This window comes from Shewanella denitrificans OS217, assembly GCF_000013765.1.
GTDB classification, from domain to species: Bacteria; Pseudomonadota; Gammaproteobacteria; order Enterobacterales; family Shewanellaceae; genus Shewanella; species Shewanella denitrificans.
This window is the reverse complement of record NC_007954.1, coordinates 2,563,966-2,579,704: the sequence shown is the minus strand read 5'-3', so window position 1 is coordinate 2,579,704 and position 15,739 is coordinate 2,563,966. Positions and strand designations below refer to the sequence as shown.

At 41.3% G+C, this 15,739-nt stretch carries 10 protein-coding genes and 1 pseudogene; 7 read left to right on the top strand and 4 right to left on the bottom strand.

Going from position 1 to position 15,739, the window contains the following annotated elements; genetic code table 11:
* Positions 1–81 precede the first annotated feature (81 nt).
* Positions 82–1,284 carry an IS256-like element ISSde5 family transposase gene (locus SDEN_RS11320; RefSeq protein ID WP_011496611.1) on the top strand — a complete coding sequence of 401 codons (1,203 nt, stop codon included), beginning with the start codon at positions 82–84 and terminating at the stop codon, positions 1,282–1,284.
* 108 nt (positions 1,285–1,392) lie between these two features.
* On the opposite strand, the gene SDEN_RS11315 is transcribed toward SDEN_RS11320, so the two are convergent.
* Positions 1,393–2,481, bottom strand: coding sequence for a trypsin-like serine peptidase (locus SDEN_RS11315; protein ID WP_011496610.1), 1,089 nt, complete (start codon positions 2,479–2,481; stop codon positions 1,393–1,395).
* Positions 2,482–3,157: 676 nt separating this feature from the next.
* Here SDEN_RS11315 and SDEN_RS20695 point away from each other — a divergent pair.
* A pseudogene (locus SDEN_RS20695) lies at positions 3,158–3,329 on the top strand (transposase); the annotation flags it as partial.
* A gap of 278 nt (positions 3,330–3,607) precedes the next feature.
* On the opposite strand, the gene SDEN_RS11310 reads toward SDEN_RS20695, so the two are convergent.
* Positions 3,608–4,051, bottom strand: coding sequence for a Cd(II)/Pb(II)-responsive transcriptional regulator (locus tag SDEN_RS11310; RefSeq protein WP_011496608.1), 444 nt, complete (start codon positions 4,049–4,051; stop codon positions 3,608–3,610).
* Between the two features lie 53 nt (positions 4,052–4,104).
* On the opposite strand from SDEN_RS11310, the gene SDEN_RS11305 reads away from it, so the two are divergent.
* Positions 4,105–6,168, top strand: a complete 2,064-nt coding sequence (locus tag SDEN_RS11305; RefSeq protein WP_011496607.1) for a TonB-dependent receptor plug domain-containing protein — start codon at positions 4,105–4,107, stop codon at positions 6,166–6,168.
* A 582-nt stretch (positions 6,169–6,750) separates the two neighbouring features.
* On the opposite strand, the gene SDEN_RS11300 is transcribed toward SDEN_RS11305, so the two are convergent.
* Positions 6,751–8,172 (bottom strand): S41 family peptidase, encoded by a 1,422-nt coding sequence (locus SDEN_RS11300; protein WP_011496606.1) that lies wholly within the window; start codon positions 8,170–8,172, stop codon positions 6,751–6,753.
* A gap of 262 nt (positions 8,173–8,434) precedes the next feature.
* Positions 8,435–9,556, bottom strand: a complete 1,122-nt coding sequence (locus SDEN_RS11295; protein ID WP_041405780.1) for a helix-turn-helix domain-containing protein — start codon at positions 9,554–9,556, stop codon at positions 8,435–8,437.
* A gap of 726 nt (positions 9,557–10,282) precedes the next feature.
* Here SDEN_RS11295 and SDEN_RS11285 point away from each other — a divergent pair.
* The 4 genes from SDEN_RS11285 to SDEN_RS11270 all read left to right on the top strand — a co-directional run bounded on the left by SDEN_RS11285 (position 10,283) and on the right by SDEN_RS11270 (position 15,399).
* Positions 10,283–11,838 (top strand): IS3-like element ISSde10 family transposase gene (locus SDEN_RS11285; protein ID WP_086022109.1). Its coding sequence is split into 2 segments (ribosomal slippage): positions 10,283–10,736 and positions 10,736–11,838, totalling 1,557 coding nucleotides; the frame shifts between segments, so codons are not numbered across the junction.
* Between the two features lie 487 nt (positions 11,839–12,325).
* Positions 12,326–12,805 (top strand): hypothetical protein, encoded by a 480-nt coding sequence (locus tag SDEN_RS11280; protein WP_011496604.1) that lies wholly within the window; start codon positions 12,326–12,328, stop codon positions 12,803–12,805.
* 577 nt (positions 12,806–13,382) lie between these two features.
* Complete coding sequence (locus tag SDEN_RS11275) at positions 13,383–13,973, top strand: hypothetical protein (RefSeq protein WP_011496603.1); 591 nt, start codon at positions 13,383–13,385, stop codon at positions 13,971–13,973.
* A 712-nt stretch (positions 13,974–14,685) separates the two neighbouring features.
* A complete protein-coding gene (locus SDEN_RS11270; RefSeq protein WP_157599854.1) occupies positions 14,686–15,399 on the top strand; it encodes a hypothetical protein in 714 nt (237 codons plus the stop codon).
* The last annotated feature ends 340 nt before the right edge of the window (positions 15,400–15,739 follow it).

Sequence of the window (15,739 nt, the reverse complement as noted above, 5' to 3'; positions counted from 1 at the left end):
CGTGTATTCAAATTCTGAAGGCGCGGTAGTGTTCATAATTCTGTGTCATTTCAGTAAACTGTACAAAAACAGGAATGACACATGACTCAACCTTTTAACTTTGAACAAGCCCTTAAAGATCTTCAAGCGGGTAAAAACCTCACAGGCAAAGACAGTATTCTTGGCCCCTTGATTAAACAACTTACCGAAGCGGCGCTTCAAGCCGAACTTGAGCAGCACTTGGCTCATGATGAGCAACCTAACCGCAAGAATGGTAAAACGGCTAAAACGATTAAGCACCTGTCAGGCAGCTTTGAGCTAGAAACGCCTCGCGATAGAAATGGCTCCTTCGAACCTCAGCTCATCAAGAAGAACCAAACCACGCTCACCGATGAAATCGACCGCAAAGTGCTGTCGATGTTCAGCATGGGCATGAGCTACCGTGACATCAATCAGCACGTCGAGGAAATGTACGGCATTAATGTTTCCAGCGCGACCATTAACGCCATAACTGACAAGCTCATTCCTGAGCTTAAAGCCTGGCAACAGCGCCCACTCGACAGCCACTACCCGATTGTCTGGCTCGATGCGATACATTACAAAGTCAAAGAAGATGGCCGTTACATCAGCAAAGCGGTGTACACCCTGCTAGCCCTTAATATGCAAGGAAAAAAAGAAATACTCGGCCTGCATTTATCTGAAAATGAAGGGGCTAATTACTGGTTATCTGTGCTGACCGATCTTAATAATCGCGGCGTAAAAGACATCCTTATCGCCTGTGTTGATGGCCTGACGGGGTTTCCTGAAGCCATCGCCAGTATCTTCCCGAATACAGAGACGCAGTTGTGCGTCATTCACCAAATTCGCAACTCAATGAAGTACGTCGCCTCGAAAAACCAGAAGGCGTTCATGGCCGATTTAAAGTGTGTTTATCGCGCGGTGAGCAAGGAAGCGGCGGAGCTAGCGTTAGATGAACTAGAAGCGAAATGGGGCGAGGCTTATCCACTTGTTATTAATTCTTGGCGCCGTAAGTGGCACAATTTATCGCACTATTTTAAGTATCCAGAGCACATCAGAAAAGTAATTTACACCACGAATGCGGTGGAAGCGGTACACCGTCAATTTAGGAAGTTAACCAAAACTAAAGGGGCTTTTCCTAATGAAAATAGCTTGTTGAAGCTACTTTATGCTGGCATATTGAACGCCTCGAATAAATGGACAATGCCCATTCACAATTGGAGCCTTTGTTTATCTCAGTTAGCGATTTATTTTGAAGGGCGTTTAGACAGCGTGCTAGAAATTTAAACTTAACCTGACACAGAATTTCGAACGCCCTCGAAGGCGCTAACGACATAATACCTGCCAGATTTACTGGCAGGTATTAATCTTCAAGATTGATAACAGTCAATCAACTTATAAACATCCGTAACTATTACAGAGTACTTGAAAGTTGTTGCTGGTAAATCTTGGACCAACATAACTTTGACCAAAAGTGCCTTTTATGGATGGTCCACTGACCACAGAATTGGCCTGATTCCCTCCTGATACATAGGGCCTAAACACCCGTAACCATGGCCCGCCACTTGCACCATAAGTCATATTACAGCCCATACCAATTGCATCAGTATCATCTTTAAAAGATTCGGCTGCACAAGTATTACTGTATTGACCTGAGCCTAAATTACCTGGATAACCAAATGAAAAAAGGCTTTGTTCAAATGCTTGTCCATAGGCATATCCTAAATTACCAACCATGCCATTGGGATTGCCACTTAAGCGCACTAATGCAAGATCATATTGACGGCTACCGATATTGATCCAGTTAGTAAGAACAATCGCACTGGTCCAGTTATACTGGCCATATGGCCTATTACCGTACCTCTCAGCTGGTGCAAATACCAAATTTGAATGCCAGCCACTTCCACGGCTATAAACGCAGTGGGCAGCCGTAAGCAATACATTATTTTTCAACATCGATGCACTGCAATAACTCGTTCCACCACTGGGCGTGTTGAAATAGAGTTTCCCCATAGTACGCCAAGGGTGATATTTCCAAGATTGGGAATATAGATTTGCTGGATAACCTGTATATAGATCAGGCTTAGCAGCAGATGTAGCACCCAAATCACTGCTAGAAAGCTCTTCAGAGATGGCCATCTCTTCCATTTCTTCCATTGCTTGCCAAGCTTCAGGGTAGAGCGCTTTTGCATCATCGTTGGCCCCTAACGGTGCCAATTGGCTGTCCATAGAGCCAGAACCACTGTCACTTCCTTTTTCCTCCGCCGCTTTAGAGGGGACATATTCGGGCCACTCCATTGGCGTCGCTTGATCCATTTTTAACTGCTTATTAATTGAAATAGCAACATTTTTTGGTGCACTTTCCTCTTGGATTTCTGGATTTTTGATAACAGAAGTCTCTGCATTCACCCCTCCTGAAGCGAAAAGCAGAGACATGGCTATCCCTACACAACTACAGCGCATAACTTTATAATTGATTTCCATAACTAGTTCCTTCTAAGTTAATAGATTGCATGTCCTTTGCTTAGCTATACATCCATGACATAAGCTATTTAAAAACTCCATCTGTGGGTTATAACCACGAGTGCTTTATCTTATACGAATTACAACTAAACCAAGGAAGGTTACTTAATAACAACAGCTTAAGCTTGATGGTCATTTTCCTGTATGAGCATAAAAATAAGCCGACGACTAACGTTAACGTTGTTACCAAGAAGCATCTTGCAACAGCATAAAAAAGCATAGTAAAAAAGCGAGTTTTTGCAACCTTTAAACGCTGCAGTCAAACCTGCATTAACACTTTTAAGCTCGTCTGGCCTACAGCATTTCCAAGATAACAGGCACAGGTCCCTCAAAATTTAACGAAGGCAGGCTATGTTAATAGAGACGTCGTTGATACGCTGTACTCTTTACAAACCAAAGGAGTAAATGGGAACAGCCACAATAAATCGCGTGATCTAGCATCTTCTACTAAACTCCAGAACGTTGTCGATGTTGGCGTGTCTTGTTCAACTTAATATTGCCACGCCCTCGTAGAACTCAATTAGTGTTGAACTTATTGTTTAACATCAGGCCTATTACCACTGCTGTAGTTGTGTAGTTGTGTAGTTGTGTAGTGGGTAGTGCGCTCTCCGTTTACTAAGAGTGTGTGATGATGTATTTCGCTATTGATGTGGCTGCTTTTGTATTCTTGTATATTTAAAAGATCGAATCATCTACACGTGCTGTTACGGATTGACATCGAAACTGCAAATTGCTGGAGTGATAGAGAGGTACTTGAGCAGTGGCATAAAGGGATTAACGTTGATGAGTTAACTCAGGAACTTACCCGTTATTGTGGGCAGCTAGAGAAACGACGTCGACGTTTCTCTAGTCGTTGTCAGTATTTACGAGCTAGCTAATCTTAAACTCCTTTTTGATAATAGTTTCTTCTAAATTAGCTTGCATAGACTCAATTCATATTTACCTTCTAGCAGATAATCCCACAATTTTGCTTGAGCGCATCTTGAAAGTGAATCACTTTATTGTTTTACAATGGCTTGGATGCAGGGGCTAATAATACAGCCTTGTGTGACTGTGGTTGCCCTGATGCCGCCCTGACTTTGCAATTTCATGAGGCGCAGCCGCTGCCTGTTTTAAGTGTATGCAAAATACTGCAATCTTTAATCTGATGGCTTTTACAGCAAGAGGCGAGGGCGGCCAGTGATTGTTCTAATAATGCCAATTCTCGTTGGGTTTGTTGAATGCGTGCGAGTTGCTCAGCAATGATATTATCTACCAATAAGCAGGATGATTTGGGATCGTCTTGTGTATCGACTAAGCGCTTAATATCATCCAGTGCAATATTTAATTCTCGACACCGTCTTACAAATATTAATGTGTCTATGTCTTTTTGTTGGTAATGACGATAGCCATTAGCGGTGCGGATAGGGGCGCTTAATAACCCAATTTGCTCATAATAGCGGATTGTTTTTACCGATACCTGAGCCGTCGATGCTAATTCACTTATTTTCAACTTGACCTTCCAGTCACTGTAACCTTTAAGCTCAAGCATATCATTTTTCGATTTACGCTTACTAAAGATTAAATCCGTTTAAAGGAAGTTGTATGTTTAGCTATTCTGCTGCGGCATCGTTAATGTTGTCGCTGGGTGTTATAGGTCTGAGTCAGGCGAGTACTGAGGATTATCCAGTTGATGCGCCTGAGCAACACGTCTCCCATGGGCACAACGGTCATCAAATACAGCACACAGATGCTGATGAGCATGATGAACATGAAGATGAGCACGATCACGAAGAGACAATGGAGAAAATTGTTGTGCAAGCCACCCGTTCAGGGCGGATTGCAGATGAGCAACCTATTCGGGTTGAGTTAATTAACCGCGAAGAAATCGAAGAAAAAGCCGCCATGAGGCCGGGTAACATTTCTATGTTAGTCGCTGAAACGGGGGGCGTTAGACTACAAACGACTTCACCTGCATTAGGCAGTGCCAATATTCGCTTGCAAGGTTTGTACGGCCGTTATACCCAGCTGTTAGCCGATGGTTTACCGCTTTACGGCAATCAGGCAGGCTCGATTGGCTTGTTGCAAATTCCGCCAACCGATCTTAGCCGCGTTGAGATCATTAAAGGCTCGGCTTCATCGCTTTATGGTGGCTCGGCGCTTGGCGGGGTTATTAACCTAGTATCTAGAACCCCAAGCGATGAGCTAAACGGTGAAGTATTGGTGAATGCAACCACACGTAATGGTCAGGACGTGACCACCTATGTTGAAACACCCCTTAGCGAAAATCTAAAAGGCTCACTGACAGCGGGCGCGCACCAGCAAGATGAGCAAGACATTGATAAAGACGCTTGGATAGATCTGGCTGGCTATGAGCGATATACCGTCCGTCCTCGGCTGTTTTGGGAGGGGCAAGCGGGCGAAACACTGTATCTCACCAGTGGCTTGATGACAGAGCAGCGCACCGGCGGCACTATTGCCGATAATAAGTTGGCCGATGGTGGCTCGTTTAAGCAATCCCAAGATTCCGATAGGTTTGACACAGGTTTAGTCTTTAGTATGCCAGTGCTTGAGTCACTGACCTTTAATACTCGCGCATCGGCTATGGTGCAAGATCATACTCATGTGTTTGGCATCGATATAGAAGAAGATCAACACCAGAGTTATTTGCTTGAAAACAGTCTGGCAGGTTACACAGATAACAGCGATTGGGTGCTTGGCCTAGCGTATCAGTCAGAGGTATTTTCATCCAATACCTTCCCTGAGTTTGATTACTCCTATGAGGTGCCAGGCGCGTTTGCCCAACTTGATTATCAGCATTCTGAGCAAATAACGACCTCTTACAGCGTACGAGTCGATGAGCACAGTGAGTACGGCAGCCAATTTAGTCCAAGGGTGTCGCTACTTTATCGCCCCAATGATTTAACCATAAGAGGCTCTTTTGGGCAGGGCTATTTTGCCTCCACGCCGTTTGTAGAAGAGATTGAAGCCGCGGGTTTATCAAGGCTCGCCCCGATTGAAAGCTTACAAGAGGAGCGAGCAAAAACCGCATCCCTTGATTTCACTTATCCCTTTGACGATGCCGAAACCAGTTTAACGGTGTTTGGCTCTGACGTAGATAATGTCACCCAGTTAGAAGCTTTTTCTGTTAACAACAATGGCACCCTAGACGCTGTACGGTTAGTTAATGCGACAGGCAAAAGTGAAATACGCGGCGCAGAAGTGCTGCTGCGTTATTATTTGGGCGACATTAAGCTTACCGCAAGTTATTTGTATTTAGATGCTACTGAAGAGTCGCTCAATGGTTTCGCTCGAAAAGAAATAGCACTCACCCCACGTCACTCGGCTGGTTTTGTGGCGATGTGGGAGCAACACGGCAATTTTAGAGCAGGTTTTGAAGCCTACTATATCGGGACGCAAACCGTTAACGATAACCCTTATATTGATGAGACCGACCCTTATTGGCATCTGGGGTTAATGGGCGAAATTACAGTGGGCAGAGTCAGTTGGTTTATTAATTTAGAAAACTTACTCGATATAAAGCAAACCGATGAGCACCCTATGCTGCTACCCAATAGAGCCCCTAGCGGCCAATGGACGACAGACATTTGGTCTCGAAACGATGGCTTTATCGCCAATGCCGGTGTAAGAATTAAATTTGGTCATTAAGCTTAGTCATTCAGTTTGACTCTTAAGTTTGACCCTTAAGTTTAACCGAAATGGGCATCAAAATATGAGTATTAATGAGCTGGGGGATCGCCCCAGCTCAGCGCTTGTATGGACTCAATTTAGCCACAGTCGTCAATGGTTGTCGACTAACACAAAGGAGTCCAAACAATAACATCCATATTAAAAAGCCAGTTCGGCGTCCTCGCCTCTCGCTCATAAGCACAATCACCCAAGGTGATTATTCACCGTTTGGATCAAAGTCGCAGGGTTCCACTCCCCCAGCTCATATATAAAGAGTGGTCAAGAAGGGAAAACTACAGCAAATCCAATAATATCCTTGTAAAACTGCCAGCTCAACATCCCTGTTTCTCGCTCAAAGAGGCCGATGGCCATCGCCCTCTTGCCGATCTGCAGTGAGAGTCCTGATCCTTAACCATTTCGGGTACAACCTGTGAGTGTAATGTTAAGTTGGAAGGCTTGGTGCGACTGACTGTATTCATATGGTGAAAGCAACGCTATCCTCTGAGTACAAAGAAACACAGAGGACGCATTATCTATTATCAAATTTTTGTATATGAGTATTTATCGCTTACTAATAATGGATGTTGCTAATTTTTTCACTGCTTCAGTAGGATCTGAAGGGTTATCTAATATAAAAATATCAGGCTTAATGGGTTGATGGCATGATTCTTTGCCAGATGGTCGAATAAAAATCAGTGTTGGCAAGGTTATTTCTAATTTAGAACCGGATAATCTAGAAGTTTCAATTCTCCCCGTAGTACAGGATCTTGCACCACTTGACTGACCAGCAATCACGGCCTGTTTTGAATCTTGGAGTGCAGTCAAAAACAAGATTGTTGAAGAATAACTTAAAGACCCCATAAGCAAATAAGCTTTTCCAGGTATTCGTAGGTTACTATGGCCTTTAATTGGAACTAGTGGGTTATAAGGCCCTTCAATCATGGAGCCTAATTCACCATTGATAGGTCCTTTTTTAAGGTTACTTTCTGTCAGTCGAATTTTAAATGCTGATAAAAATGAGAATGGCTCTCTGGCGATATAGGGCGCTATTCCTTGTTGCCAATAATGATCTGTTCCCCCTGGATTATTGCGAACATCAATAATGACATCTTGCACATTGGCATTATGAAATTCCTGCCATGATTCTTCCATAAACTTGAAATAGGATTTTTCCTGCTCAGGGGTATAGTAGAAACGGTCAACACGTAAATAGCCAATACCATTATCTAATATTTCACGTTTAATAAAATCACCAATTTCAAGATTAATATCTCCTACTTTTTTATTACTTCCAATAACAGAGTAACGATTGTGTTCACTATTGTCGCTAACATCAATTTGGTAATGACCAGTATCCCCATAAAGTAACCAATACATATTGGAAAATCTTTCCGAGATTAGTGCTAGGCGATTGCTAACCGTATCGCCATGCATTCTGTTTAAAATTTCTTTAACGATTTCCGATGTATCAATCCCATTAATGCCAACTATTTTGTCACCTAACTTTATACCCTTGTCAGAATTTTCAACATCAGTAACATAGATATGGTGCGATTTGTCAATTCGTACTTTAATGGGGAAAACCCGTCCCCCATTACTGATATGATGGTTTAGTTCTTTAACTAATTCAGGGTAAGAAATAACCATATGGCCATCTTTAAAGTAGGGGTTCAACACAGAGAAATACTTCCATGCTTCAAGATGTGTCATTGGAGCTGTAATTGCTGATGCAAGTGTGTTTATTTGTAATTTAACCTCAGGTAAGTTCATGGTAAAACTTGGATCTGGGTGAACTGATTCGAGTAAAACATTTAATTCAGCTAAGTCACTTTTTAAATCCTTAACAGCAATTAAATCACCTGCGGGTGGATACTTTATTTTCGTGTCATCATTGTCTATATCCATTAATGTTGATTTTGGCGGTTGTCCGTTAGAACAGGCGCTTAAGATAACCATGCAGAAAACTAGCAATATGCTTTTCATTTTTACAACCTTCTTTTAAATATTTAGCTCATATTTGATAACTAATATTGTTCTTGTGGGTATTTTGACTAGCCCATTAGATAAATTATGTTTGTTTTATATCAGTCGGTAACAACTGTCATTTATCAAATTACTATTAGTGCTATTGTTTATCAACGACTCAACTTAGGGTCATTGATTAGTAATATTAGAGATGAAATTGATGGGGTATACGTCTGAATAGGTCGAGAAAGACGTGCAGCTCGGTCGATCTGCACTTATTTTAATCGTTATATTTTAAGTTATTACGGTATTGAGTAGGAGTCACGCCTTTCATTTGTTTAAAAACAGCATTAAAAGTACTTTTAGAGGAAAAACCGCCTGCCATCGCTAAATCTAAAATTTTACTATTCGGGTCAACTACAATACTTTCACAGATAAAGTTAATTCTGTATTCATTGATGAATTGATAAAAGTTTTTATTTGCCTGTTGATTCAGTATTTCAGACAAATGATGGCTACTAAGGCCAATAGATTTTGCCAAAGTGTCTAACGTAATATTATTGTCTAAGTATGGTTTTTTATCATTCATAAACCCAACAACATTATCGAGCAAACTTTGTCTAGTACAGTTATCAAATACTACCGTTTTAGCCTTTTGATCTTTTGCATTGACGGATATTAAAAATAACTCATCAATGATAAATAATTTTGGATCTCGCCATTGAGCCATCGAAATACTGTAAATTAAAAAGAGAAACAACACATCACTTACTACTGATATAATATAATTCCCACCTAATACAAGACCTAACATTTCTAACAACCAAATGACTCCGTACAAGCCTAGTAACACCCATAACCAAGTAAATATGTTTGGGTTAAAGCCTGAAAGAGAGTTGTCCGCTCGCCTTTTAAAATTAATAATTAATTTAACACTTAACCATAAATAGAAAAATGCCTGCAACACCATTAATAGCTGAGTTAAAATGACAATATTACTATCCCGTTGACCGCTATTAACAATATCAATTTTTTCCAATGGTGGCGTTAATAAGTAATCAAGATTGAGGAACAGACAGAGTAATAAAGGGGTGCAATGTAAAAAATCACTAAGATGAAAAGGTTTATCAATGATGGCAGAACGGCAATATAAATATAAAAATGCACCAAAGCTAGCCGGAATAAAATACCCCCAGCCAATAAGGTTAACAAAAATATTGTTATCAGAATGAATAATAACTAAAGGGCTAGAAAAATAAAGTGCCATGAATAGACACCACCCCCCTAAAACCCGACTAGCATTGGTAACACCTTTACCAGAAATTAGCATAACCGCCAAGAGTACACCTTGAAAAGTACCTATAACATGAATGTACTCTATTGGTATTGATGTAAGTAACATTTTAGTGTGCCAACGCTTCCTAACAAAGTTGCACTATATGCACTTCAATCATGATTAGCAATCGGTTTAAATAACCAATTAATGCGGAAACAATAAATGCGTCCATATATGGACGCTTCCCGGTGAGTCATTACAATAATCTACTCACCGAAGGTTTTTGGCCTTAGCTTTCTTTTTAACCACTTTACTCCTGCTATTGTTTTTGATGCGACTACTACCGCGAAAGCGGTCGTACTGCCCTGATGTTTATAAAGAGGCGGGCTTAATATTTTACTGAGTGCGGTGCCTGCGATGGTAATTTTATCTTTCACCCTCCAACAAACATGGGTTGGGGCATGTGGCTAAAAATCCCTGCTTTTGAAGGAAATTAGTAAATTTAGCCAGTCAGCGCCTATAAATTCATGACATATCGGCCTTCTAGCAACAAACCCTCACAATCTTGCTTGAGCAAATCTCAAAAGTGTATTCTATTACTATTTTACAATGGCTGGCCTGATTTATTCTATATTCTGTTACTGTTTTCGCTTAGCTAATTTAATCATTAGCCAGCAGCTTACTATGCCAATAAAGCCGATAATGAGCAGGCTTATTCCTACAGCAAAGTGAGGAGGCATCTCTCCAATCGCTCCCATAATATCATCATGATAGGTCCCCCTGTGTCAGGATAGTTGTCACCCCTTAAAAATCACTATTGTATAAAGACAGGGGGCGGTAACAGAGAACGATATGGCTCGGTATTCACAAGAACGTAAGGACTCGATCCTTAAAAAGTTATTACCCCCGCACAATTTAACCGTTGCAGAGGTTGCACGAGAAGAAGGCATGGCAGTGCAAACCTTGTATCATTGGCGAGATAATGCCAGAAAAGAAGGTCGTCCAGTGCCAGGTAAAACATTAACAACCGATGATTGGTCAGCAGAAGCCAAGCTTGCCGTCATTATCGAAACTGCACCGATGTCAGAAGCTGAAGTGAGTCAATACTGCCGAGAAAAAGGCTTGTTCCGCGAACAAGTTCAGCAGTGGAAACTCGATTGTTTGGCTGGTTTTCAAACCAGTGAAGTGCAAGCTAAAACGATTAAACAACAGGCTAAAGCCGACAAAGCAGAAATCAAATCCCTGAAGCATGAATTACGCTACAAGGAGAAGGCGCTAGCTGAAGCTGCTGCTTTACTGGTGCTCAGAAAAAAGCTCAATGCGCTCTGGGAGGGCGACAACGAGGAGAGTTAACGTCCTTACCTGAGCGCACAAAATTAATGATATTAATACAAGAAGCTTATGCCAATGGTGCGCGCCTTTACAAGGCTTGTATTGAAGCTGAGCTCAGTAAGCGTACCTATCGACGTTGGTATCGAGCGGGTGTGGTGCAGGCTGATTTAAGGCCAACAGCGTTTCGGCCAGAGCCCGCCAACAAGCTAAAAGAGCATGAACGAGAGCAGATATTAGCGGTATGCAATGAGCCTGAATATGCCAGCTTACCTCCCTCACAAATAGTGCCAACACTATTGGATAAGGGGATTTATATTGCATCAGAGGCCAGTTTCTACAGGGTATTAGATGCCAATGACCAGCTTAACCATAGAGGTCGCAGCCAAGTTGCAGTTAACCGCAGTAAGCCACTTAGTTACACGGCCGATGGCCCAAACCAAGTGTGGTCCTGGGACATCACGTATCTGGCCTCAGTAGTTAAAGGTCAGTTTTACTACCTGTACATGTTTGAGGATATTTACAGCCGAAAAATCGTCGGTTATGAAGTCCATGAACAAGAATGTGGCGAGCGTGCCGCTGAGCTAATCCAACGCAGCATGCTACGGGAACAATGCTTTAAAAAGCCACTGGTGTTGCACTCTGACAATGGTGCGCCAATGAAGTCTCTGACGATGAAGGCCAAGCTTGAAGAGCTGGGTGTTACCGCTTCACTGAGCCGGCCTAGAGTGAGTAACGACAACCCCTATTCAGAGTCATTATTTAAGACCTTAAAATACCGTCCGCAATGGCCAAAATCAGGTTTTAGCAGTTTAGCCGCAGCAAGGGAATGGGTTGAGAAGTTTGTGAAGTGGTACAACGATGAGCATAAACATAGCAAGCTTAACTTTGTCTCACCAGGGCAACGTCATGCGTTGCAAGATAGCGCTATCTTAGACAAGCGAAAGAAAGTTCTCGAAGCGGCTAAGGCAAGAAACCCCAAGCGTTGGTCCAAGGACGTTAGAAATTGTGAGGCGGTTGGCCCAGTAATGCTAAACCCAGATAAGGCACCCGCAGACGATGTAATAAATGCAGCTTAATATTTAAGCAAAGAGTGACAACTACCTTGAAAAACACCGAGGTGAGGCCGTACCATGTAAGGCCTACACCAGACAACAATAAGAAGCAGGATAAATATAAAGATAGGCGTGAGAGGTATGTCATGGGCATGTATTGCAGATTTCCGTTATAAAGCAGGCGCAGTTAATTGCGCCCAGTGGTAAAGCTATTTTACACGAATGTCGCCTTTTATACTCAGGCTATGCACTTCAAGAAAGCTTTTATCGACGACACTTCTCCAGTTCCAGTTGCTGACAGCACTTAACCGCAGGCTAATCCAAAGCTCCTCTCAATAACAATTTCTTCCAAATCAGTTCATTTAGCTAATCAGCTTACATAGATCCTAGTCATATTGAGCTTCTAATAGAGAAATCCCCAAATCTTGCTTGAGCACATACTAAAAGTGCATTATGTTATTGTTTTACAATGGCTGGCCGGATTTATTGCACTTAACGTGAAAGCCGCTGGGTGACCAAATTAGCCGCTGGTTTAAATGAGGATTATATGCTCGAGTTTATGCGTTGTTATTATCTTTATATTTTTTATTGGGGTATTGAGAATGACCGAAAATCAGATAGACAGCCGTTCCGCCCAGGGGGCGTTATATTCTTGGGGATGGTCATCATCCCCTTCCAGCTAATTGCACTCATATGTGTGTTGCAATACCTAGGTATACCGTTAGTGAGTTGGGTTCTGACCTTACAGAAGCTGCAGCTAGTAGAAACCTTTAAAGGTCCCGTCACAGGCGCTGTAGTACTTTTTTGGGGGGCTGGGATCTATCTCGCTTATTTAATCTGTTATCGCAATATGGATTATGCCGCTATTCCTGCAAAGCTGCAGCGCTATCGGTTCTTTTCCCAATATTCGGCTCTCAAGCTCTTTTCGTTGATCATGTTAAATTTTTTTGTGTTTAGCTTTTCCATGTGGTTAAAAAGGCCCGGAACATAGTAGAAAGGAAATAAGGTGCCATATATGGATGTCTCGGTGAGTCAAAAAAATTGTCTGCTCATCGAATCTTGTTGGCCTTAGCTTTTAGTTCAACTGCTTTACTCCTGCCATTGTTATTGATGCGACTCATTTACTGCTAAAAGCGGTTTTACTGCCCTGATGTTTATAAAGAGGCGGGCTTAATATTTTACTGAGTGTGGTGCCTGCGATGGTAATTTTATCTTTCACCCTCCAACAAACATGGGTAGGGGCATGTGGCTAAAAATCCCTGCTTTTGAAGGAAATTAGTTCATTTAGCCAGTCAGCGCCTATAAATTCATGACATATCGGCCTTCTAGCAACAAACCTTCATATCTTGCTTGAGCACATTTCAAAAGTGTATTCTGTTACTGTTTTATAATGGCTGGCTGGATTTGTTGTCCAAGAGTTTTGATTTTGGAAGTAAATAGGATAGCTTAATAAACAGTAAGGTGGCTGGCTTCGATTTTGAATCAAGTACTTGGGGGCAATTCTCGTATGGTGTTCAAAACCGTATTTTCACTCAGAAAGGCTGGATAACAGGAGATTAATACATTTGATGAAAACGTTATATGCCCCCCTCCCACCGGAGGGGTGGGATTATTGGCTCGACAAAGATACACTCATGAATATAATTTTTGTGTTGTTTGTTTTTGCAGCTCTATTTTTAGTATATAAACATCAAGAGTTTAAGCAGATTAGGCGTGTCAGAACGTATTTTATTGTTTTTTTTATAGGAAGTACTCTAGCTTATAATTTGACAATGTCAAACATCCGCGCAGATAAAAGGCAGTATCAAATTTATATTGATAATAGCGCTAAACTTGAAACCTTTAGCGGGGTGATTGATTTTGTTGGTAATAAAAAAAAGGCTTGGCCTGGGCATTTTCGTAAATACGATGATGATTATCTCTGGGATGTGTTCACTATTATTACACCAGACGATGAGTGGAGCGTTATTTGGGAGATTCAGACGCGAGAACACTCCGACTTAACTAAGCCACCCTGTTACGAAGGGGATATTTTTACTTTGTTATTACCCTATGTCGGTAAAAAAGTCACAATCAGGTATTTCAGTTTTATTTCGAGTTACCATAAAACCAGTTCGTTATTTTCTAAATGCGTTGTAGATGTTAAAGTTGAAGAATAGTCAATAGAAAAATGAGCGAGATAAAGAATCAAAATAAGGTCATATAGTAAATGAGGACATCCATAACTCTTCTCGTTGTGGCTGTTACATTTTTTGAATAAGTGCGCTCGATGAACAAGAAAATAAGAGGGGTAAGGTGCCATATATGGATGTTTCGGTGAGTCAATAGAGTAATCTACTCACCGAAAGTTTTCTGCCTTAGTTTTCTTTTTAACCACTTTATTCCTGCTATTGTTTTTGATGCGGCTCATTACCGCTAACAGCGGTCGTACTGCCCTGATGTTTATAATGAGGCGGGCTTAATATTTTACTGAGTGTGGTGCCTGCGATGGTAATTTTATCTTTCAGCCTCCAAAAAAAATGGGTTGGGGCATAGTGGCCTAAAATCACTTTTTGTGAATGCAATCAGCTAGTTTAACTAGTCAGCCCTATGAATTTATGACATATCGGCATTCTAGCAACAAACCCTCACAATCTTGCTTGAGCGCATCTCGAAAGTGCATTATGTTATTGTTTTACAACGGCTGGCCTGATCCCCGCTAGTACTTATGAATGCGTTGTTAATTCAGGTAATAAATAACTAAGGCTTAAAATGAACTGTATTAAATGTCATGTCAGAATTTTGATAATAGCATTGTTAGTTATCTTTATATGCGGGTGTAGTAATCAACCACAGTATTTGGATGTCAATCCTTTATGTGAGTACTCCGTTGTGAATGATGAAAACAAAGTTATTCTCACAGTTAAAGCACCTACAAATGGGCCTTGGGGTATATTTCATATGCTAATATCGGAGGAATGTAGAGCTACGGGCCCTATTCTTGAGTTTAGAGGGAGTGGTGGTGGTGCGACGTTAGGAACTGTCAGTGTTTCAATGGGGAGTTTTTTTAGTAGTATTTTTGAATTCTTTCCTGCCGAACCATTAATGAGCAAAGTTATCGATAATAGTGAACAGATGAAAGATATAGTGATAAAGATATTATCACATTGCGATGACATTAATCATTGTGCTGAGTTTAATGCCTGGCATGACGCTAGATTAGCGTGGCTCAAACATCGCAATACAATAATACCTGAGTATGAGGGGTATAATGAACGACATCGAATAGTGAAAGTGCGTGGGCTGACGTGCTCTCAAATCGAGTATGATGAGAGACGGAAAAGGAAAATAATTGAACAGCAATTTCACTATTCCTTTCGGCGTTGGAACTCGGCTCCTAATAATGAATACCTTTCAGAAACAGTATGCCCCATTTTTTTTGATGGTGAAATAGCAACGCTGAGTATTCTTATTAATCAGGCTGGAATTACAAAAGACTCAAATGAAGTGCGAGAAAGAAACATTCGTAGATATAAAGCTATTATTCAGCCAAGTATTGATAGTATTAAATTTCTTGGCGAGGTAAGTCAAAATAAAAAACACTAGAGATAAATATGGAGTAAAACGAAGAAAAAATGCGACCACTCATCGTAAACAGCATGATTTAGCTCCTTCTACAATTATTCAATGAGACACCCTCTAAAATTTTACTTTATGCTTTTAAGCTAGAAGGTTACACAAAAGCTAAAATGGTGAACCATGCCTCTTCACCATGAGAGTCGCGAGACGACCGTCTCTCCTTATTTAAGAGAATAGGACGTCGAAGCGAGCTACATGGACCCTGTTGATTTTATAAGAAGTCACGCGTGTCGGAGAGTGAATGCCATGACAAGCCTGTACGCGAGACTAACAAGTTTCAGCAACTGGTTTGTGAGGCTCAATCATC

Bases quoted from the DNA above. Each gene is read 5' to 3' on its own strand.
- SDEN_RS11275 (WP_011496603.1), top strand. From the start codon at position 13,383: ATGAAAACGTTATATGCCCCCCTCCCACCGGAGGGGTGGGATTATTGG.
- SDEN_RS11295 (WP_041405780.1), bottom strand. From the start codon at position 9,556: ATGTTACTTACATCAATACCAATAGAGTACATTCATGTTATAGGTACT.
- SDEN_RS11310 (WP_011496608.1), bottom strand. From the start codon at position 4,051: ATGCTTGAGCTTAAAGGTTACAGTGACTGGAAGGTCAAGTTGAAAATA.
- SDEN_RS11320 (WP_011496611.1), top strand. From the start codon at position 82: ATGACTCAACCTTTTAACTTTGAACAAGCCCTTAAAGATCTTCAAGCG.
- SDEN_RS11315 (WP_011496610.1), bottom strand. From the start codon at position 2,481: ATGGAAATCAATTATAAAGTTATGCGCTGTAGTTGTGTAGGGATAGCC.
- SDEN_RS11305 (WP_011496607.1), top strand. From the start codon at position 4,105: ATGTTTAGCTATTCTGCTGCGGCATCGTTAATGTTGTCGCTGGGTGTT.
- SDEN_RS11300 (WP_011496606.1), bottom strand. From the start codon at position 8,172: ATGAAAAGCATATTGCTAGTTTTCTGCATGGTTATCTTAAGCGCCTGT.